The organism is Cupriavidus necator (assembly GCF_013141915.1).
Lineage (GTDB): Bacteria > Pseudomonadota > Gammaproteobacteria > Burkholderiales > Burkholderiaceae > Cupriavidus > Cupriavidus necator_B.
The window spans coordinates 46,176-65,835 of the sequence record NZ_SROX01000015.1 but is presented as its reverse complement, the minus strand read 5'-3'; the positions used below and the strand labels follow the sequence as shown (position 1 = coordinate 65,835).

The 19,660-nt window shown below is 69.7% G+C and carries 17 protein-coding genes; 6 read left to right on the top strand and 11 right to left on the bottom strand.

Annotated features, from left to right (window positions below; genetic code table 11):
• Nucleotides 1-18 precede the first annotated feature (18 nt).
• The 6 genes from E5S69_RS23630 to E5S69_RS23605 all read right to left on the bottom strand — a co-directional run bounded on the left by E5S69_RS23630 (nucleotide 19) and on the right by E5S69_RS23605 (nucleotide 7,365).
• Nucleotides 19-783 carry an SDR family oxidoreductase gene (locus tag E5S69_RS23630; protein ID WP_171517021.1) on the bottom strand — a complete coding sequence of 255 codons (765 nt, stop codon included), beginning with the start codon at nucleotides 781-783 and terminating at the stop codon, nucleotides 19-21.
• Nucleotides 767-2,467: an FAD-binding protein gene (locus tag E5S69_RS23625; protein WP_171517020.1), complete on the bottom strand. Its 1,701-nt coding sequence runs from the start codon at nucleotides 2,465-2,467 to the stop codon at nucleotides 767-769. Before E5S69_RS23625 ends, E5S69_RS23630 begins: the two co-directional genes overlap by 17 nt.
• An 18-nt stretch (nucleotides 2,468-2,485) precedes the next feature.
• Nucleotides 2,486-3,046 carry a flavin reductase family protein gene (locus E5S69_RS23620; protein WP_171517019.1) on the bottom strand — a complete coding sequence of 187 codons (561 nt, stop codon included), beginning with the start codon at nucleotides 3,044-3,046 and terminating at the stop codon, nucleotides 2,486-2,488.
• Nucleotides 3,043-4,797, bottom strand: a complete 1,755-nt coding sequence (locus E5S69_RS23615) for an FAD-dependent oxidoreductase (RefSeq protein ID WP_171517018.1) — start codon at nucleotides 4,795-4,797, stop codon at nucleotides 3,043-3,045. The genes E5S69_RS23620 and E5S69_RS23615 overlap by 4 nt, the downstream gene beginning before the upstream one ends.
• A 24-nt stretch (nucleotides 4,798-4,821) precedes the next feature.
• Nucleotides 4,822-6,015 (bottom strand): acyl-CoA dehydrogenase family protein, encoded by a 1,194-nt coding sequence (locus E5S69_RS23610; RefSeq protein WP_171517017.1) that lies wholly within the window; start codon nucleotides 6,013-6,015, stop codon nucleotides 4,822-4,824.
• 198 nt (nucleotides 6,016-6,213) lie between these two features.
• Entirely contained in the window at nucleotides 6,214-7,365 is a 1,152-nt protein-coding gene (locus E5S69_RS23605; protein ID WP_171517016.1) for an LLM class flavin-dependent oxidoreductase, read from the bottom strand.
• Between the two features lie 207 nt (nucleotides 7,366-7,572).
• Between E5S69_RS23605 and E5S69_RS23600 the strand changes: the two genes are divergently transcribed.
• Nucleotides 7,573-7,929: a VOC family protein gene (locus E5S69_RS23600; protein WP_171517015.1), complete on the top strand. Its 357-nt coding sequence runs from the start codon at nucleotides 7,573-7,575 to the stop codon at nucleotides 7,927-7,929.
• Here E5S69_RS23600 and E5S69_RS23595 read toward each other — a convergent pair.
• On the bottom strand, nucleotides 7,926-9,110 hold the full coding sequence (locus E5S69_RS23595) for a helix-turn-helix transcriptional regulator (RefSeq protein WP_171517014.1): 1,185 nt from the start codon (nucleotides 9,108-9,110) through the stop codon (nucleotides 7,926-7,928). The two genes, E5S69_RS23600 and E5S69_RS23595, sit on opposite strands and share 4 nt — an antisense overlap.
• A 393-nt stretch (nucleotides 9,111-9,503) precedes the next feature.
• Between E5S69_RS23595 and E5S69_RS23590 the strand changes: the two genes are divergently transcribed.
• Genes E5S69_RS23590 through E5S69_RS23580 form a run of 3 tightly spaced genes read left to right on the top strand, consistent with a single transcriptional unit; the run spans nucleotide 9,504 to nucleotide 12,432 of the window.
• Nucleotides 9,504-10,319 carry an SDR family NAD(P)-dependent oxidoreductase gene (locus tag E5S69_RS23590; RefSeq protein WP_171517013.1) on the top strand — a complete coding sequence of 272 codons (816 nt, stop codon included), beginning with the start codon at nucleotides 9,504-9,506 and terminating at the stop codon, nucleotides 10,317-10,319.
• A 47-nt stretch (nucleotides 10,320-10,366) separates the two neighbouring features.
• Nucleotides 10,367-11,335 (top strand): alpha/beta hydrolase, encoded by a 969-nt coding sequence (locus E5S69_RS23585; RefSeq protein ID WP_171517012.1) that lies wholly within the window; start codon nucleotides 10,367-10,369, stop codon nucleotides 11,333-11,335.
• The gene (locus E5S69_RS23580; protein ID WP_171517011.1) at nucleotides 11,332-12,432 is read left to right on the top strand and encodes a 3,4-dihydroxy-2-butanone-4-phosphate synthase; all 1,101 of its coding nucleotides are present in this window, start codon (nucleotides 11,332-11,334) and stop codon (nucleotides 12,430-12,432) included. Before E5S69_RS23585 ends, E5S69_RS23580 begins: the two co-directional genes overlap by 4 nt.
• Here E5S69_RS23580 and E5S69_RS23575 read toward each other — a convergent pair.
• The 4 genes from E5S69_RS23575 to E5S69_RS23560 all read right to left on the bottom strand — a co-directional run bounded on the left by E5S69_RS23575 (nucleotide 12,407) and on the right by E5S69_RS23560 (nucleotide 16,628).
• Complete coding sequence (locus E5S69_RS23575; RefSeq protein ID WP_171517010.1) at nucleotides 12,407-13,402, bottom strand: acetyltransferase; 996 nt, start codon at nucleotides 13,400-13,402, stop codon at nucleotides 12,407-12,409. The genes E5S69_RS23580 and E5S69_RS23575 overlap by 26 nt on opposite strands.
• Nucleotides 13,403-13,421: 19 nt before the next feature.
• Nucleotides 13,422-14,213: an SDR family oxidoreductase gene (locus E5S69_RS23570; protein WP_171517009.1), complete on the bottom strand. Its 792-nt coding sequence runs from the start codon at nucleotides 14,211-14,213 to the stop codon at nucleotides 13,422-13,424.
• A gap of 115 nt (nucleotides 14,214-14,328) precedes the next feature.
• Nucleotides 14,329-15,510 carry a sulfotransferase family protein gene (locus tag E5S69_RS23565; RefSeq protein ID WP_171517008.1) on the bottom strand — a complete coding sequence of 394 codons (1,182 nt, stop codon included), beginning with the start codon at nucleotides 15,508-15,510 and terminating at the stop codon, nucleotides 14,329-14,331.
• Entirely contained in the window at nucleotides 15,507-16,628 is a 1,122-nt protein-coding gene (locus E5S69_RS23560; protein ID WP_171517007.1) for a DUF1214 domain-containing protein, read from the bottom strand. Before E5S69_RS23560 ends, E5S69_RS23565 begins: the two co-directional genes overlap by 4 nt.
• 211 nt (nucleotides 16,629-16,839) lie before the next feature.
• Between E5S69_RS23560 and cysD the strand changes: the two genes are divergently transcribed.
• Both cysD and cysN read left to right on the top strand, forming a co-directional pair.
• Nucleotides 16,840-17,736, top strand: coding sequence for a sulfate adenylyltransferase subunit CysD (gene cysD / locus E5S69_RS23555; protein WP_171517006.1), 897 nt, complete (start codon nucleotides 16,840-16,842; stop codon nucleotides 17,734-17,736).
• Nucleotides 17,736-19,658 carry a sulfate adenylyltransferase subunit CysN gene (gene cysN / locus E5S69_RS23550; protein WP_171517005.1) on the top strand — a complete coding sequence of 641 codons (1,923 nt, stop codon included), beginning with the start codon at nucleotides 17,736-17,738 and terminating at the stop codon, nucleotides 19,656-19,658. Before cysD ends, cysN begins: the two co-directional genes overlap by 1 nt.
• The last annotated feature ends 2 nt before the right edge of the window (nucleotides 19,659-19,660 follow it).

Sequence of the window (19,660 nt, the reverse complement as noted above, 5' to 3'; positions counted from 1 at the left end):
TCCGTGGCGAGCGTGGCGTCAGGCCACGCCCATGATGGTCTGCGCGTTGTCGATGCGCAGTTCCGCGCCGTTGATGAAGCGCGCTTCGTCGGAGGCCAGGAACAGCACCAGGTTGGCCACGTCGCGCGGATGGCACATGCGCTGCATCGGCTCGGCGCCGCCGACGTCCTCCGGCAGGGGCGCGGCGCCGCCAGGCATGAAGGCCGCGGTCATCGGCGTCAGGATGCCGTCCGGATGGATCGAATTGCAGCGGATGCGGTAGCCGCTCTGCTTGCAATGGCCGGCCACCGCGCGCGTCAGCGCGGCCACCGCGCCCTTGCTGGCGCTATAGGCGCAGAACGCGCCCATGCCCCCCAGCGCCGCCACCGACGACATATTGACGATGCTGCCGCCGCCCGCCTTCATCGCGGCCACGCCATACTTGCAGCCCAGGAAGTAGCCGTCAGCATTGATGCGCATCACGCGCTGCCACTGCTCCAGCGTGGCGTCCTCGACCGTTCCCAGCATCAGGATGGCGGCATTGTTGACCAGCACGTTGGGCGCGCCAAAGCGCTGCGCGGTGCGCGCCATCACCTGCTGCCAGCCGGCTTCGCTGGCGATGTCGTGCGGCACGAACAGCGCGCTCTCGCCGATCTCGCGCGCCAGTGCATGGCCTGCCTCCTCGTTCACGTCGGTCAGCACCACGCGCGCGCCTTCGCGCGCCAGCAGCAAGGCATCTTCCTTGCCGACGCCGCTGGCGGCTCCGGTAACGATGGCGATCTTTCCTTCAGTACGTCGGCTCATGGGTAGTCTCCTGGTGGGTGTGCGCCTGCCGCTCGCCGGCGGGCTGTTGTGCGAGATGGCGGCCCGCGTTGCGTCCCGACCAGATGCAGTCGGCAAGCGACAGGCCGCTCACGTAATGATTGGAGGCGATGCCGACCGCGGTGCGGCCCACGGCGTAGAGGCCCGGTATGGGTGCCCCGCCCGCGGCAGCCAGCACGCGGCCGCTGGATTCCTCCACCGCCAGGCCGCCCAGCGTGATCGCCGGGCACGGGAAGACCCGGCTGCCGGCCGAGATATCGATCGCCAGCCACGGCCCCGCCTCGAGCGACGCGCACATGGCCGCCGACTTGCCGGCCGGATCGGGCCCCTCGCCGTGCGCCGCCGCGTTATAGGCGTCGAGGGTAGAGCGCAGCGCCTGCGCCGGCATGCCGAGCTTGCCGGCGAGCGCCTCAATGCTGGCGGCGCGGCGCGCACCGGCCAGCATCAGCAGCGCCGCGGGCACGGCCTGGAACGCCCACAGCCGGCCGCCCAGGCATTCGCGCAAGGCCTCGCGCGCCAGCGCGCGGTTCAGCACCAGCCAGGCGCGCCCGCCGTGCCGCTCGCAGATGGCATGGCCGAGGGTGGCGCCATAGGTTTCCTCGTTGCCGATGCGCGCGCCCTTCGCGTTGACCACGCAGCCACGCGCCCAGGCGAACGGCGGATTGATGAAGCGCCACGCCGACACGCGCTCCAGGTGCCGCGCGGCGCCGCCGGCCGACTCGCCGAGGCGGATGCCGCTGCCGTCGCAGCCGGTCGCGCCCAGGCGCCAGGCCTGCTGGTACTTGCCGGCATGGCGCGCCACCATGGCGCGGTTGAAGATAAAGCCCCCGGTGGCCAGCACCACTGCGCCGGTGCGCACCGCGACCGGCTGCGCATGGCGCAGCTCCAGTTGCAGCACGCGCGCGCGCAGCCAGTCGGCCAGCGCCGGCAGGCCGTTGTGCAGGCGCTCGGCCAGGCGCGCCAGGCGGGCATGCCGCTTCTGCTGACGCCCCGGCGGCAGCTGCCACAGCTCGACGCCGACGACCGCGCCGTCGCGGTCGAGGATCAGCCGCCGCGCCGCGCTCTGGCGCATGACGGTGATCTGCGGGCTGTCCTCCACGGCGCGGCGCAGCACGCCATACAGCGTGCGGCCGGACATGCCCGGGCCCTTCACGCGGTGTCCGCGCGGTGCCGGCGCGGCGTGCTGAGCGTAGGCGGGCACCGCTTCGTTGCCGGAGTAGTACAGGTAGTAGGGCTGCGCCGGATAAGAGGTCTTGCGCGGCGGCACGGTCGCGGCAAAGCGCACGCCCAGCGCCTCCAGCCAGCCGACCATCGCGCGGCTGCCCGCGCAGAAGCCTTGCAGCGTGGCGTCGCTGACGACGCCTTCGGTTTCCTGGCGCAGGTAGCCGGCCATGGCCTGCGGCGTATCGTCATAACCCGCGGCACGCTGGTAGGTCGTGCCGCCGCCGGCATAGACCACGCCGCCGCTCCTGGCGCTGGCGCCACCGCCTTCGAAGCGTTCCGCCACGATCACGCGCGCGCCCCCCTGCGCGGCTTCCAGCGCGGCGCATGCCCCCGCCGCGCCAAAGCCGACCACCACGGCGTCGCAGGCGGCCTGCCACGGATGCGCGTCCGGGTCATCGAGCCGCAACGGGGCATGTACGGGCGTGACGGCGTCGTGAGCCATGGCGGGGCTTGCTCCGGGTCAGGCCGAACACAGCGCGCCCAGCGGCGCGGAGGTGGTATAGGCGCCGTCGACATAGACCAGCGGCGAGACCTCGCCGGCCAGCCTGACCTCGCGCAGCCGGCCGATGAAGACCGCATGGGTGCCATAGTCGAAACGGCCATCCTGGCGGCAGAACAGGTTGGCCTGGGCATTGCGCAGGCTCGGCACGCCCAGCGTGTCGTCTTCCCATTCGCCGCTGGTGAAGCGCGCTTCGCCCTTGAGCCGGCCGCTGCAGTCCACGGCGATGTCGCGGTGGTCGGCGGCGAGCAGGTTGATGCAGAAGTCCGCGCCGGCATCCAGCGGCGGATAGATCGACGCATTGCGGTTGATGCAGATCAGCAGCGAAGGCGGATCGGCGGACAGCGAATCGACCGCGGTCACCGACATCGAATAGCGGCGCTCGCCATCGCGGCAACTGATCACCGCGACGGAGCGCGCCATGCGCCGCATCGCCATCAGCATGTCGTCGCGCAGCGCGCTGCCGGCTGCGGCGCTGGCGCCTGCGCTGGAACTTGCGCTGGATTCGGGTCTGGCGCTCATATTGCCTCCTGTACGGGTTGAGCGGGGTGCGACGCGGCGGCTTGCCGCGCAGGCTGCGAAATTACGTCCGCGGCGATCATGCCGAAAGTCATCGCCGGGCCCAGCGTGGAACCGGCGCCGGGATAGCTCGTGCCCATCATCGAGGCGCTGGTATTGCCGATCGCGAACAGGCCGGCGATGGCGCTGCCGTCGCCGCGCAGCACGCGCGCGCTGGCGTCGGTCACCAGACCGCCCTTGGTGCCGATGTCGCCGGCGTCGAGGCGCACCGCGTAGAACGGCGCCTTGCCGATCGGCGCGAGGCAGGGGTTGGGCCGCACCGCCGGGTCGCTGTAGTAGGTGTCGAACAGGTTGTCGCCCTTGCCGAATTCAGCGTCGACCCCGGTGGCCGCGTAGTCGTTCATGCGCGCGACGCTGGCGGCCAGGCCCTCGGCATCGACGCCGATCTGCTGCGCCAGCTGCGCCAGCGTGTCGGCGCGCACCAGGATGCCGGACAGCCCGGCCGGAATGCTGCGGTCCGGCATCACCGAGCCCGGCAGGATCGGCCCGCACGGGTACTTGTGGCGGAAGGTGGCGTCGAACACCATCCAGGCCGGCACGCTGCAGCCGGTCTGTTCGTGGTCGCGGTACATCGCGGGCACGAACTCGGAGTACGGTGCGGCCTCGTTGACGAAGCGCCGGCCCTTCCCGTTCACCACCAGGCAGCCCGGCATGGCGCGCTCGATAAACAATGCGCGCTGTTTCTCCTCGCCCTGCACCTGCACCGTGGGCGCGCCCCAGACGTGGGACATCAGCGCCACCTCGGCGCCGGCCGCCTGCGCGGCGCGGATGGCGTCGCCGGTATTGTTGGGCGGGGTCGCGCTCCAGGCAGCCCGGGTCGGCTGCGGCAGGTATTGTTCGCGCATGGCCTGGTTGCGCTCGAAGCCCCCTGCGGCCAGGATCACGCCCCGCAGCGCGCGGATTTCCACCACGCGGCCGTCCTGCACCGCGCGCACGCCGCGCACAATGCCCTCCTCGACCACCAGGTCCTGCAACGCGGTATCGAGCCACAGCGGAATCGCACGGTCCATCATCGCGCGCCGCAGGCCGCCGACCAGGCTGTTGCCGAGCGTGAGCCGGCGGTCGCGCCGGGTCTTGCGGCGCCAGCCCAGGTCGAGCCAGTAGCGGGCGAACTGGCGCACCGCCAGCCCGAACCAGCCAGGCGATCGGCACAGCAGCGCATGCGCCTCGGCCGAGGTCACCGCCACGCGCCCGCCGACCAGCGTGCCGGGCGACGGCGGCCGCAGCCGGTCGAACTCTTCGCGCAGCTGCGCCCCATCGAACGGCATCGGGTCCAGCGCGCGGTAGCCCGGCATCGCCCCCGGCAGCTTCTGGAAGTAATCGGCATAGCGCGGCAGCGTGTAGTAGCGCACCCCCGCCTGCTGCTCAAGGTACTGCAGCATGCGCGGCGCCTGCTCCAGGTAGGCGCGGATGCGCTGCGGGTCGCCGTGCTCGCCGGTGCAGGCGAGCACGTATTCCAGCGCCCTGGCGTAGTCGTCCTGACCGCCCGCCGGCGCAATATGGTGGTTCAGCGGAATCCAGATGCCGCCGCCGGACACCGCCGAGGTGCCGCCGTACTGGTGGCTCTTCTCCAGCACCACTACCGACAGGCCGCGATCGGCGGCGCGGCAGGCGGCCAGCATGCCGCCGGCGCCGGAGCCGACCACCACCACGTCAAACTCGCTGGGCTGCATGCGCGCTCTGCTCTGGCTCATGAGGGGTCCTTGTGCCGGTGCGGCTCAGATGAAGAAGTCCGTATTGGCGCGGCCCATCATCACGCCGCCCAGGTTCTGGCCGAAGCGGTCCAGGTTGTTGGCGTAGTGGGCGCGCGCCGCATGCAGGTCGAGAAAGCGGCGCACCATCGGGTTGCTGCGGTAGATGCCGTTGCCGCCGGCATAGCGCAGCAGGCCGTTGGCCAGTTGCGCACAGCGTTCGGCCACCTGCGCCGACTGGAAGCGGAAATGCAGGCGGCGCGGCGTGTCGATCTGGCCGCCGTCGCGCGCCACCGTCAGCAGCTCGTCGAAGTTGCGCTCCAGGATGGTCCGCATCTCGTCGATGGCCACCTGGGCGCTGGCGCACGCCATCTGCGCGCCGCCGTCTTCGGCGGTCTTGCCGCCGCCGTTGCTGCTGACGCGGCCGTCGGCGTAGGCGACGAAGTCGTCCAGCGTGCCTTCCAGCGCGCCGATGCAGGCCGTACAGACCGCGCGCACGAAGATCTGCGCGAACGGCAGCCGGTACAGCGGCACGTCATTGACGGCCAGGCCGGGGCTGGTGCCCATGGCGCCATCGACGGCGCGATGGGTGCGATAGTCGGGCACGAACACGTCGTCCACCACGATGTCATGGCTGCCGGTCGCGCGCAGGCCCAGCACATCCCAGTTGCGCACGATCTTGTAATCCGAGCGCGGCAGCAGGAAGGTGCGGTAGTCATAGGCGCCGCCGGGCTCGGCCGGCGGCACCAGGCCGCCGAGGAAGATCCAGTCGCACAGCTCGCTGCCGCTGGAGAACTTCCAGTGGCCGGAGAAACGGTAGCCGCCTTCCACCGGCGTGACCTTGCCTACCGGCATGTAGGTGGAGGCGATCAGCGTGGCGGGGTCGTTGCCCCACACTTCCTGTTGCGCGCGTTCATCGAACAGCGCCAGCTGCCAGTTATGCACGCCGACCACGCCATAGACCCAGGCGGTGGACATGCAGCCTTTGGCCAGCGCCATCTGGATGCGGAAGAAGGTTTGCGGGTCCAGCTCATAGCCGCCGTGGCGGCGCGGCTGCAGCACCTTGAAGAAGCCCGCGGCCTGCATCTCGGCGATGGTCTCGGCGGGAATGCGCCCTTCGGTTTCGGCCCGCGCGGCACGCTCTGCCAGCGCCGGGATCATCTGCTCGGCACGCGCGATCAGTCGTGCCGCCAGTTCCTTGGGAGTGTTGTCGTGATGCACCGCGGTCTCCTTGTTTGCCTGGTTTTGTGGCTGGCATCGATGTTTGCACCGGCGCGGCGGCGTGCCATCGTCTGTTGGGACTAGCTGTGTCGTGCGCTGGGGTGTGGTACTTCGTGGATGCGCTGGCCCTCACCCCCGCCCCTCTCCCGCCAGCGGGAGAGGGGAGCGAGGCGCAGCGGACCCGAATGCCTGCACTACTCAGGCCAGCGCCCGCAGCTTGCGGCCCTGCTTGCGGAAATGCGGGATCACGTACTCGCCGATATTGCGGATGGTCTCCAGCTGTGCCCACTGCGGCACCGTGCCCATCTGGCAGATGAACAGGATCTCGTCCGCGCCGGCATCGATCAGGCGCTGCACGTAGCCGATGCAGTCCTCCACCGTGCCGTAGGCATGGTTGGGGTTCAGCATCATCATCGACGGATCGCTGAAATCCACCGAGACCTTCTCCGATGCAAACTTCGTGTTGATCACCGCCTTGCCCTGCGCGTCGGTCGCCGTGACATGCTCCTCGTCCCACGTCGACGGGTCAGGACGCTCGCCACCGGCATACCAATACGACAGCGACTCCATGAAGTAGCGCTGTCCCTTGATGCCGATCTTGCGCGCGGCCAGTCCGTCTTCCAGCACGATGGTCGGGCACAGTGCCGCGAGGTGCTGGTGCGGGCGGAAGCCCACCTGGTCCTCGGGCTTGCGGCACTCCCATGCAGTGCGATAGATCTCGCTCTTCTTCGCCACATCCTCGGGCCCGCCGAAGCCGAGCACCAGCGCGCCCATGCCGCGCGCGCCGGCGCGCTGCAGCGTGTCGGCGTTGGTGCAGGCCAGGTACATCAGCGGGTGCGGATCCTGGCGCGGCTTGGGGTGGATCGGGCGGCGCGGGATCTTGATGAACTCGCCGTCGTGCTCGATCTCGTCCTGGGTCATGATCTTCGGGATCAGGTACATCGACTCGTCGATCATCGGGTGCAGGCTGTTCAGGTCGTAGCCGAAGGTGCCGGCTTCCTGCTGGGTGCCGCCCTTGCCCACGCCAAAGTGCACGCGGCCGCCCGACAGGATGTCGAGCGTGGCGATGCGCTCGGCCACCTTCACCGGATGGTTCATCGCCGGCGGCAGGCAGACCACGCCGTGGCCGATGCCGATGCGCTGCGTGCGCCCGGCGACGAAGGCCAGGAACGTCTCCGGCGCGCTCATGTGCGCGTAGTTGGTCAGCGCGGTGTGCTCGACCGCCCAGACCACGTCAAAGCCCATGTCCTCGGCCAGCACCACCTGTTCCATGATGTCGTCGAACACCTTGTGGTCGCCGGCGCGCGAGGCATCGACGGTCTGGGCTTCATAGATCAGCGAAAAACGCATTGCAGTCCCCTCTCGGTTTGTCGGTACCAGGCCGCGTCCGGGGCACTGCGAGGCGCTGCGCCTTGGGCCGGAAGCGGCCGGTGTGATCGCAGTGTGGTCGGCGCAGGGCGTTGCAACATCGTCTGATTGGATTATGAGCCGCGCGGGGCGCGTCCCTATCATGGGCACCGGGCATACCGCCCGCGCTTATCGAAAGGAACAGACTCCATGCAAGCCAGGCTGCTGCTTTACCCCGTCGCGGACATTGACGCCGCGCTGCCGTTCTTCACCGAAGCACTGGGACTGCCATTGAAGTTCCGTGATGCCGACCGCTATTGCGCGCTCGACGCCGGCGCGCTGACGCTGGCGCTGGTGGCCGGCGAGGAACGGCTGGTCGACCAGCCCGCGCTGGCCTTCAGGGTGGAGGCAGGAGACGATATCGCCGCGGCCATAGCGCGGCTGGTGCAGGCCGGCGCCACCGTGACGCAGGCCGCGGCGCAGGGACCGCACGAGACCCGCGCGGTCCTGCGCACGCCAGAGGGCTTTGCGCTGGTGCTCAGCGCAAAGCTTGCACCCGCCAGCTAGCCCAGCGAGATCACGCTGCTCAGCAGCATGCGCACCAGCGTGGCCTGGCGGGTCACGCCGGTCTTGGAGAAGATCGCACGCAGGTGCGCGCGTGCGGTGTTCTTGCTGATGCCGAGTTCGTCCGCGGCTTCATCGAGCGTCAGCCCGTTGGCCAGCTGCAGCGCCAGCTGCGTCTCGGCCGGGGTTAGGTCGAACAGCTGGCGCACCACGTCGTGCGAGGCCTGCGAGCGGCGCTCGGGGTCGCGGATAAACACCACGCAGGCGGGGCGCTTGCGGTTGTCCTCGGACCACTCGCTCAGCGGGATGGTGCGGATCAGCACGCCCAGCCTGGCGCTGCCGGACGGACGCGTGATCGACATCGCCTCCATCAGCGCCGGCGCGGTGCCGAGGTGGCCCATCATGGCCTGGCGCAGCAGGCGCTGGAACTTGCGGTTCTCCTGGCCGTACTCCACGTCCAGCCCGCCCTTGGCGACGCGGATGCCGTCCTTGGCGCCCAGGATTTCATCGGCGGCGGCATTGGTCTTGATGATGGTGCCCGACTCGTCCAGGATCACCATGCCGACCAGCATGCGGTCGATGGCGCTGGCATAGACGGTACGTTCCGACTCGACCACGTCCAGGCGCGAGTGCAGGTCCACCGCGCGCTTCAGGTGCGGCAGCAGGGAGGTGCACAGGGCCTTGTCCGCGGCGGAGAAGTCGGGGCCGTCATGGTCGCGGCACACGCGGAAGCGGCACTCGACGCCGTCGTCGGTGCGCAGGTCGGCACCGAGGATGTAGCGGATGCCGACGTCCTTGAGGAACTGCTGGTAGAGCTCGCTCTTGCACCACATGCCGGGCCCGAGATGCTCGTCGATGGTCACCACCCGGTCCGACGGCAGCCCGATGAAAGGGTCCAGCGCGTAGTAGTAGTTGTTGTAGGAGGTCTCGCCCGGCAGGGTCGAGCCATGCTCGGACGCGTTGATCATCAGCCCGGGACGATCGGTGGCCGGCGAGCGCAGGATCAGCGTGGCGTAATTGGCATTGAGCTGGCGCCGGATCTGCTCCAGCGCCTTGCCCCATGGCACCTGCTCCATCGGGCCCTGGTAGATATTGCCCAGCAATGCGCTGAACTCCGACAGCGACACCGTCGCCTGCGCGAACAGGTGTGCGGCCGCCTGGCTCTGGCTAACCTCCATCAGCATTTTCCTCTGTCTCCATTGTGGCGTGCTCAACGCTCCGGACGAACCGGGCCGCTGGCTGTGCGGGCTCTCTGGCCCTTTTTTTGTGAACCGATTATAGGGACGGCAAAGGGGTCGCGGCTGGCCCCCGCCTTCATGGTTTGCCCTAGGCGGCCCGGCCGCGCACGCAAGCCGGACTAGTCCCGCGGGACAGGCCCATCGTCACGCGCCGGCCGCGCAAACACATACTCCAAACAGACTAAGGACAGACCCATGCCCGCCCGGCAAGGGCAAACCCCTATGCAACCGGTGGCGCAGGGCCGTCCTTACCCAAACAGACGATGCCCGCGCGCCGCGCCGCCGCTACAAGAAGCCATGCGCGGCGATGGACGCCGCCGTTTTCAGGAGACTTCCACCATGGCGGCAACCCCGCGGCAGCAAGCCGCAGTGATCACCGGAGCGGCCAGCGGCATCGGGCGCGCGCTGGCGCTGGCGCTGGCGGCGCAAGGCTACGCGCTGGCGCTGGCCGATATCGATGCCGAAGCGCTCGAAGCCGCACGCGCGGCGCTGGCGCACGACGGCGCGAGCGTCGTCGCCGTGCCCACCGACGTATGCGACGCGCGGCAGATTGCGCACCTTTGCGACGAGAGCTTCCGGCAACTGGGCCGTGTCGACCTGCTGTTCAACAACGCCGGCGTGCTGGCCACCGGCCGCTGCTGGGAATTGCCGCCCGAAGTGTTCGACCATGTCATGCGCGTCAACCTGTGGAGCGTGCTGCATGCGCTGCGCTGCTTCGTGCCGCGCATGGCCGCGCAGGGCTCGGGGCATATCGTCAACGTGGCGTCGATGGCGGGCCTCGCCGTCGGGCCCTGGCTGGCGCCCTACACGCTGTCCAAGCAGGCCGTGGTGGCATTGAGCGAAGGGCTCGCGCTGGAGCTGCAGGCGGCCGGCCTGCCGCTGGGCGTGTCCGTGGTCTGCCCCGGCCCGGTCGCCACGGGCATCGCCGCGGGCCTGGACCAGGGCGGGCCGCAGGAAGTGCTCCAGATGAACGGTGCGCTGCGCGGCGGCATTGCTGCCGGCATGACGCCGGACGCGGTCGCGCGCTGCATCCTGGACGGCGTCTGCGCTGGCCGGTTCTGGATCCTGCCGCATGAGCAGGCCGCGCACGCGGCGCTGGCACGCGCGCAGGGCATTGCCGCCGGCAGCCCGCCGTCATTCGCGCTCCCAGCCTGATTCCCCCGGATTCCCACCGGACTCCCCATCGCCATCCCGGAGACACCATGCCGCTCGATCCCCAGGCCCGTGCCATGCTTGAAGCCATGGCCGCCATGCCCAGCCCCGATTTCTCCACGCTGCGCGCCGCCGACTACCGCGCCGCGCTGGCAGCCATGCCGGCGTTCGCGCCCGGCGATCCCGTCGCCGCGCAGCAAGACCTCGCCATCGATGGCGCCGCGGGCCCGCTGAACGCCCGCCTCTATCGCCCCGGCGAAGCTTGCGGCGACAGCGCGCCTCGACCGCTGCTGGTGTACTTTCACGGCGGCGGCTTTGTCCTGTGCGGCCTCGATTCGCACGACAACATCTGCCGCAGCCTGGCCTGCCGCAGCGGCGCGCTGGTGCTGTCGGTCGACTACCGGCTCGCGCCCGAGGCGCGCTTCCCGGCCGCGCCCGACGATGCCGTCGCCGCGGTGCGCTGGGCCGCCACGCATGCGGCCAGGCTGGGGGCCGACCCGTCCCGGCTGGCTGTCGCCGGCGACAGTGCCGGCGGCAACCTGGCCGCCGTGGTCTGCCAGGCGCTGCGCGGCAGCGGCATCGCCCTGCGGCACCAGCTGCTGCTCTACCCCTGGCTGGACTGCAGCGATGCAGCCACGGCCAGCGCAAGCTATCGCGACTGCGCGCAGGGCTACTTCCTCAGCGCCGCGGAGCTGGACTGGTACCGCGCCCAGTACCTCGCCACGCCCGCCGATGCCGCTGATGTCCGCGCCAGCCCGCTGCACCAGCGCGACCTGCAGGGCCTGCCGCCGGCCACCATCATCACCGCCGAATTCGATCCGCTGCGCGACCAGGGCGAGGCCTACGGCGAGGCGCTGCAGCGCGCGGGCGGCAATGCCGCCGTGCAGCGCTGGCCGGGCCAGTGCCACGGCTTCGCCAGCATGCAGGGCGTGATCGATGCCGCCAGCCACGCGCTGGATGCGGCCGCCGCGTCGCTGCGCCAGGCCTTCGGCGTCCACCGCAGCCAGGAGGCGGCATGAGCCCCGCGCCCGCACTGCCGCCGATGGCCGAGGTGCTGGCGACGCTGGCCGCGGGCCAGCGCGTGCTGGTGCTCGAGGACGAGACCGCGGAAGCCACCGGCTGCGTGCTGGTGGCCGCCGAGCGCGCCACCGAGGCCGACGTCAACTTCATGGCCACCGAGGCGCGCGGCCTGGTGTGCATGGCCATCACCGAGGCACGCCGCGCGCTGCTGCAATTGCCGCCGATGGCAGCCAGCCAGCGCCAGCGCGAGCGCTACACCGTGTCGATCGAGGCCGCCAGCGGCGTCAGCACCGGCATTTCCGCCGCCGACCGCGCGCTGACGCTGCGCGTGGCGGCGGCGCCGCGCGCCCGGCCGCACGACCTGGTCCAGCCCGGCCATGTCTTCCCGGTGGTGGCGCAGCCGGACGGCGTGCTGCGCCGCGCGGGCTTTGCCGAAGCGTGCTCCGACCTGCCGCGGCTGGCCGGGCGCGTCGCGGCCGGCGCCTACACGATGGTGCTGGATGACGACGGCGAGCTGCTGCGCGGACCGGCCCTGCTGGCCTTCGCCCGGCGCCACGGCCTGCCGGCGGTTTCCGTCAGCGCGCTGATCCACCACCGGTTGCTGACCGAGGGCGCGCTGCGCCGGACCCGCTCGACCGAACTGGCCACGCCGTTCGGGCGCTTCACCGTGCACGCCTACCATGACGCGCCGGTGGACGCGCTGCACCTAGCGCTGGTGCTCGGCCAGCCTGATCCGCAGACACCCGTGCTGACCCGCGTCCAGGCAGTCGAAATGCAGCGCGACGTGCTGGCCTTCGGCGCGCCCGCGCCGAAGGCGTGGAACCTGGAGCGTGCGCTGGAACGGATCGGCGCCGAGGGCTGCGGCGTGCTGGTGCTGCTGGATGAGCGCGAGTCGCCGCAGCAACGGCTGGAGCGGCTGGCCGCCCCGTCCGCCGCCGCGCCCGCGCCGGCCTTCGCGCAACGCGCGCTCGGCGTCGGCGCGCAGATCCTGCGCGACGTGGGCGCGCACAAGCTGCGTCTGCTGAGCCATCCGGTGCCGTATCGCGCCGTGACCGGCTTCGACCTGGAGGTTACGGAGTTTGTCCCGCCGGCCTGAGCGGCGCGCCGAAGCAGTCGGCAAAGCTGCGCGTGAAGCGTTCCACGTCGGCGTCGGGCAGGTGGTTGATACCACCGGCCAGGCGCCGCCCGCCGCCGGTTTCGAAGGCGCGGCAAAAGTCTGCCGCGCCGGTAACGCTGTGCGCCGGCACCCGCACGCTGACCACGAAGCCGCCGCCGGACCGGGGCGACAACAGGCCGATCGCGTCGCCGGGACGTCCGCGCACCAACTCGTTGGCCAGCACGCCGATCGCGCGCCGTGCCCATGGTGCGTCGGGCAGCACCAGCAGCGCGGCCCCGGGCATCTCATGCACGGGCGATAGCCGGCGCGCCTGGGCCATGTCGTCCTCGTAGCCCTCGCACAGCAGCGTGTACGTGGCGCACTGCGTGGCGAAGTCCAGCGGGTCGGCGAAGGGCAGCATGTGCTGCGCGAGTTCGCCGGGATCGCAATGCAGGTCGGCCACGCACTCGCCGTAGGCGTTGTAGTTCAGGCAGGTGCCGAGCCGTTCCAGTACCGCCGTCTGGCATCCGTCCAGCCCCAGCTGCGCCGCCATGCTGCGCGCGACATCGCCGAGGTTGTCGCCGAAGGCCGCGGTGATCGCCCAGCGCCGGTGGCGGCCGGCGAGGTGGCGGTCGACCAGGATGCTGGTGCAGACTTGCGCCCCCTCGTCGATATGCGCACGCAGCCCGGCATGTGCCGGCAGCTCGCCGGCATGGTGGTGGTCGAAGTAGTCCACCCGGACGCCGGCGCCCAGCAGCCGCAGCAGGCCCCCGCGGTTTTGTTCGAGCGAGATGTCCAGCGCCGTCACGGTATCGCCGGCACGGGCGTCGATCCGCTCGAGCAACCGGATATCGCGCTTGACGCCGGTTACCAGCGTGGCATCGCCAGCGTGCAAACGATGGGCCAGGCGCAGTTGCTGCAGGGCGCACAGGCCGTCGGCGTCGCCGTTGAAGGCAAAGTAGCGTGTCATGGCATGCGGTGCGGAGGGCTCAGGGCATGAAATCGCCACCATTGGCGTCCAGCGAGGCGCCGGTGATGGCCCTGGCGTAGTCTGACACGAGAAACAGCGCAGCGCGCGCGCAATCGTCGTCGGTCGGCATGCGGCCCAGCGCAATCTGCGCGGTGACCGGTGCGATCACCTGCTCTTCGCTCACGCCCTGCTCGGCGGCCGCGTGGCGCACATAGCCCTGCACCGGCGCCCCCCACATCCACCCCATGAAGATACTGTTGGCGCGGATGCCATGCGGGCCGAGCTCGCGCGCCAGGTACTTGACCGCCACCGCCAGCGCGCCCTTGGACGCCGCGTAGCCCGATTCGCCGGGCATCGGCTTGCGCGTGGCCTGGGTGTTGATCATCACGATGGCGCCGCCGCCCTGCGGCTTCATCAGCGCGGCCACCTCCTGCGTCAGCGTCATGGTGCCAAAGACGTTGGTGTCGAACACCTGGCGCCACACGTCCAGGTCGGCGGCTTCCACCGGCTCGGGAAAGTTGCCGTGCTGGAAGGCGCTGTTGACCAGCGCGTCGATGCGGCCGAAGCGGCGCAGGGTCTCGCCGGCGAGATGGCGGGACTGGGCGCGGTCGGTGATGTCGGTCACCACCTTCAGCACTTCGCAGTCGGCGCCCAGTGCATCGATGCGGGCCTGGGCCTCGTCCAGCCTGGCAGCGGTGCGCGCGGCAATGGCCACGGCGCGGGCGCCCTCGCGCGCCGCTTCTACCGCCAGCTTGATGCCCAGCCCGGGCCCGATGCCGGATACGATGACGATCTTGTCTTTCAGCAACATGTTGTTGTCTCCTGTTTCGGTGATCTCGAGCGCCTGTCAGAAAGGCCGAGTGGTTGCTCCCCTCTCCCGCAGGCGGGAGTTGGAAAGCCTGAGGTGAATGATGCCGCTGCACCGATCATCGGGTTGCCTGTCGACTCAGCACGTGCCGCGCGCGATAGCCTGCGAAGTCGCGTTCCAGCTGTGCCTGGCTCAGGCCAAACTGTTCCGGCGTATAGGCGTGCGCCGCGCGCTGGTTGCGCGGGTTGCTTTCCATCCACGCCCACATGCCGGCGCGCGCGGCCTCGGTCAGCGGCATGCCGGCGAAGCGACAGACCGCCTGCGCCACGCCGAACGGATCGCGCACCGTGTCCTCGAAACGCACGTCGAGGAAGCGCTCGGCAGGCATGGCGTCGCGCACGGCCATGGCGTGATCGGTGCCGCGCCGCATCTGTTCGCTCCATTGGCGGCCCACCACGACCGGATCCGGCGCATCGGCGTACATCTTCCACAGCGTATGCGCCATGCTGGCCATCGACGGGATGGTCTGCACCGGATCGCGGTGGGTCAGTACCACCTGCGCGCCCGGGAATACCCGGAACAGGACCTCCAGCGTATGGAGGTGCTGCGGGGTCTTCAGCACCCAGCGCTGCGCCGCCGGTGTCTCCGCGCGCTGGCGCTTCTGCCACTGCAGGAACTGCAGCATGGTCTTCAGGCAGGCATAGACCTCGGTGTGGTCCTGGCGCGCCAGCCAGTCGGTGTAGGACGGCACGTTGGCGTAGGAATCCATCGCGCACAGGAACGAATGCTCCATCAGCATGAATTCCTCGTCCGCGGCCATCGCGTCGAGCGGGTGGATGGCAAGGATGTCCGGAATCAGGCGGATCATCTGCGCAACCTCCTCGCGTGCCGCCGCGATGCGCCGGCTGGGGTCGTGCACGTCCTCGCCGGGCAGCGGCGCCGGGTAGCGGGTTTCCCACCATGCCGCCGAGCAGAAGCGCGCATCGGTGGCCAGCATGCGCTGCAGCAGCGTGGTGCCGGTGCGCGGCAGGCCGACGATGACGAGCGGGTCCTCCACGCGCTCGTGCAGGATTTCCGGATGGCGCCGGCAGTAGTCCTGGATCACCAGACGGTTCACCAGCTGGCCCTGCAGCTTGCCCGCCAGCATTTGCGAGCCTTGCGGCGACAGCTTTGCCTCGCGCGCCAGCGAGTCGGACAGCACCTGCAGCGCCTCGCGGTAGTTGCCCGGGCCGAAGTCGGCCAGCCCGCCGGCCTGCTCGCTCGCCTGCGCCAGCAGACGCTCCACGTTGATGGCGTTCATGCGTTGTTCTCCCCGAATTCTTCACTGAGCGCGGCAAGCTTGACCACGCGCGTGCGCGGATGCGCCGGCTGCGTCGCGCCCACCCAGCGCCAGCACATGGTGCCGTGGTGATGGCCGGCGGTTTCCAGCCAGTTGGGCCGGCCCGGATCGCGCGCGCTGAGGATGACCGTGACGCCGCCGCCGGCATCGAGCCGGGCACCGTGCTTGTTGATGCAGATGTCGTGGTAACGGTAGTCGAGCGACTCCATCCAGTAGTTGTTGATCTGGAAGTTCCAGAACTCGCAGTCCGGCACGCGGTCGACCTGGACCACCAGCGCCTCGTCGTCGGCGAGCCGCCAGCAGGAGTGGTAGTAGTAGATGTTGGGATCGCCGCCGGCCGCCTGGCAAACCGCCTGGTCCGCCGGCGGCAGGGCGTTGACGTGGCCGCCGTAACCCTCGGCCCAGTCGGCGAAGATGCGCGCGGTGCCTTCGACAAAGCCGGCGGCACGCAGCAGGCCGGCGTGCAGGCGTTCCGCGCTCAGCGCGGGCGGCTTGCCGTGGCCGTCGATGCGCTCGATCTGCAGTTCGGCCGGGGTCTCCGCCTTGCGGTCGAGGAAGGTCTGGCGCACCACCAGCGCATTGGTGGCTGGCTCCATGCGCACCCAGTTGCCCGGCTGCGGCGCGGCGCTGAGGACGATCTCGAAATGCCCGTCCGGCGCCACCGCAAGCTGGTTGCTGTCGAGGAAGCCGGTCTGGATCATGCGCCCGTCGGATTCGTAGCCGCCCTTCTGCGTGCCGAAGCTGAGATACGCCACCGTGCCGCGCCGGCCGCGGATGCGGTACGCCGCGTTGCCGTCCAGGCGCGCGTAGCGGTACAGGTTGTCCGGATTGTCCGCGCCGATCTTGGCGGTCTCGTGCGACGGCGAGAAGAAGCCGGGGAACGCCGGATCGGCGAACTCCACATGCATTTCCAGCGCAATGCGCAGCAGGCGGCTCAGGTAGCGGAAGCCCTCGGCGCGCGTCAGCGCGTCCGCCGGTGCTTCCGGGCGCAGGATCTGCTGCCCGCTGCGCTTGAGCACTTCGCAAAACTCGGCCCAAGTGTGGCCGCTCAGCAATTGGTCTTCGGCGGAAATCGCCATCTGCCTGCTCCCGTGGTTGGTCGGCGCAGCAACGATACCCAGCACGGGGCGAGCCCTTCCTCGTCCGGGTGGACTAGGAAATGCGTACCGCGCACCGCGATTTCTTAGTCCGCCCGGACGAAGTGGCGCGGGGCCCCGGCTCGCTACCGTGTGGCCATGCCGGATCCCTGCACCGGGGCGGCACAACCAAGAGGACCAAGAGGAGAACCCGATGTTGACCCACCTGGAGCAACTGGAGGCGGAGAGCATCCACATCATGCGGGAGGTGGTGGCGGAATGCGAAAACCCCGTCATGCTCTATTCGATCGGCAAGGACAGCGCCGTGATGCTGCACCTGGCAATGAAGGCCTTCCATCCGGCGCGGCCGCCGTTCCCGCTGCTGCATGTGGATACCACATGGAAATTCCGCGAGATGATTGCGTTCCGCGACCAGACCGTGGCACGGCTGGGGCTGGACCTGCGCGTGCATATCAACCCCGAAGGGCTGGCACGCCATATCAGCCCGCACGAGCACGGCTCGGCCGTCCACACCGACGTCTGGAAAACGCAAGGCCTGAAGCAGGCGCTGGACCACTATGGCTTTGACGCGGCCTTCGGCGGCGCGCGCCGCGACGAAGAGAAGTCGCGGGCCAAGGAGCGCGTGTTCTCGGTACGCACTGCGCAGCACCGCTGGGATCCCAAGATGCAGCGCCCGGAACTCTGGCGCCAGTACAACACGCGCAAGCGCAAGGGCGAGAGCCTGCGCGTGTTCCCGCTGTCGAACTGGACCGAGCTCGACATCTGGCAATACATCTACCTCAACGAGATCCCGATCGTGCCGCTCTACTTTGCCCGGGAACGGCCGGTGGTGGAGCGCGACGGCACGCTGATCATGGTCGACGACGAGCGCCTGCCGCTGCGCCCCGGCGAGACCCCGCAGCTGCGCAAGGTGCGCTTCCGCACGCTGGGCTGCTACCCGCTCACCGGCGCGATCGAGAGCGAGGCCGACACGCTGGCCGGCATCATCCAGGAAATGCTGCGCGCGACCACGTCGGAGCGCCAGGGACGGCTGATCGACAGCGATTCGGCCGGTTCGATGGAAAAGAAGAAGCAGGAGGGATACTTCTGATGGAAACGCTGATCGATAACGCGCCGGCATCGGCGCAACCCCCTGGCGCGCAACAGGACGTCGCCCACTACCTGCGCGCCCAGCAGAACAAGAGCTTGCTGCGCTTCATCACCTGTGGCAGCGTCGACGACGGCAAGAGCACGCTGATCGGCCGGCTGCTGTATGAATCGAAGATGCTGTTCGAGGACCAGCTCGCCCAGCTTGAAGCTGACTCGAAGAAGATGGGCACGCAGGGCGAGGACCTCGACTTCGCGCTGCTGGTGGACGGCCTGGCCGCCGAGCGCGAGCAGGGGATCACCATCGACGTGGCGTACCGCTTCTTTGCCACCGACAAGCGCAAGTTCATCGTCGCCGACACGCCGGGCCATGAACAGTACACCCGCAACATGGTCACCGGCGCGTCCACCGCCGACCTCGCCATCCTGCTCGTGGACGCGCGCCGCGGCGTACAGACGCAGACGCGCCGCCACAGCTATCTGGTCGCCACGCTCGGCATCCGGCGCGTGGTGCTGGCCGTCAACAAGCTCGACATGGTGGACTATTCGCGCGAGGTCCATACGCGCATCGAGAAGGAATATCGCGAATTTGCGCGGCAGATCGGCCTGACCGATATCGTCTGCATCCCCATGTCGGCGCTGCGCGGCGACAACATCACCGCACCCAGCGCCAATACGCCGTGGTACCAGGGGCCAACGCTGATGGACCATCTGGAGAGCGTGCCGATCGATCACGTGCCCGCGCAGGACGAGGCGTTCCGGCTGCCGGTGCAGTGGGTCAACCGCCCCAACCTGGACTACCGCGGCTTTGCCGGCACGGTCAGCGCTGGCGTGATCCGGCGCGGCGACCGCGTGCGCGCGTTGCCCTCCGGCCGCGAAAGCCGCGTGACCGGGATCGTCGGCGCCGGCGGCGAATGCGAGCACGCCATGCGCGGCCAGGCGGTGACGCTGACCCTGGCGGACGAGATCGACATCAGCCGCGGCGACGTGCTGGCGTGCGCCGAAGACCCGCCGGCGGTGGCCGACCAGTTCGAGGCCACGCTAGTCTGGATGAATGAGGACGCCATGCTGCCCGGGCGCCCTTACCTGCTCAAGCTTGGCACGCGCACCGTGGGCGTGAGCGTGGCGCAGCCCAAGTACAAGGTCAACGTCAACACGCTCGAGCACCTGGCCGCGCGCACGCTGGAGCTGAACGAGATCGGCGTATGCAACCTGCACCTGGACCAGCCGGTGGCGTTCGACCCCTACGCGCGCAACCGCGAGCTGGGCGGCTTCATCCTGATCGACCGCCTCACCAACAACACGGTCGGCGCCGGCATGCTGCACTTTGCGCTGCGCCGGGCGCAGAACGTGCACTGGCAGGCCATCGACGTGGACCGCCGCGCGCATGCCGCGCTCAAGCACCAGTCGCCGCGCATCGTCTGGTTTACCGGGCTCTCTGGCGCGGGCAAGTCCACCATCGCCAACCTGGTGGAAAAGCGCTTGCATGCGCTCGGCCACCACACCTACCTGCTCGACGGCGACAACGTGCGCCATGGCCTGAACAAGGACCTGGGCTTCGCCGAGGCCGACCGCGTCGAGAACATCCGGCGCGTGGCCGAGGTCGCCAGGCTGATGCTGGACGCCGGACTGATCGTCCTGGTGTCGTTCATCTCGCCGTTCCGCTCGGAACGCGAAATGGCGCGCACGCTGGCCGCCGAGGGGGAATTCATCGAAGTCTTCATCGACACCCCGCTGGCGGTGGCCGAGCAGCGCGACCCCAAGGGCCTGTACCGCAAGGCGCGCCGCGGCGAACTGAAGAACTTCACCGGCATCGATTCGCCCTATGAGCCGCCCGAGCACCCGGAAATCCGCATCGACACCACCGGCGCCAGCGCCGAGCAGGCGGCGGAGCGGATCGTGGCCTGGCTAAGGGACAGGCCCTAGGC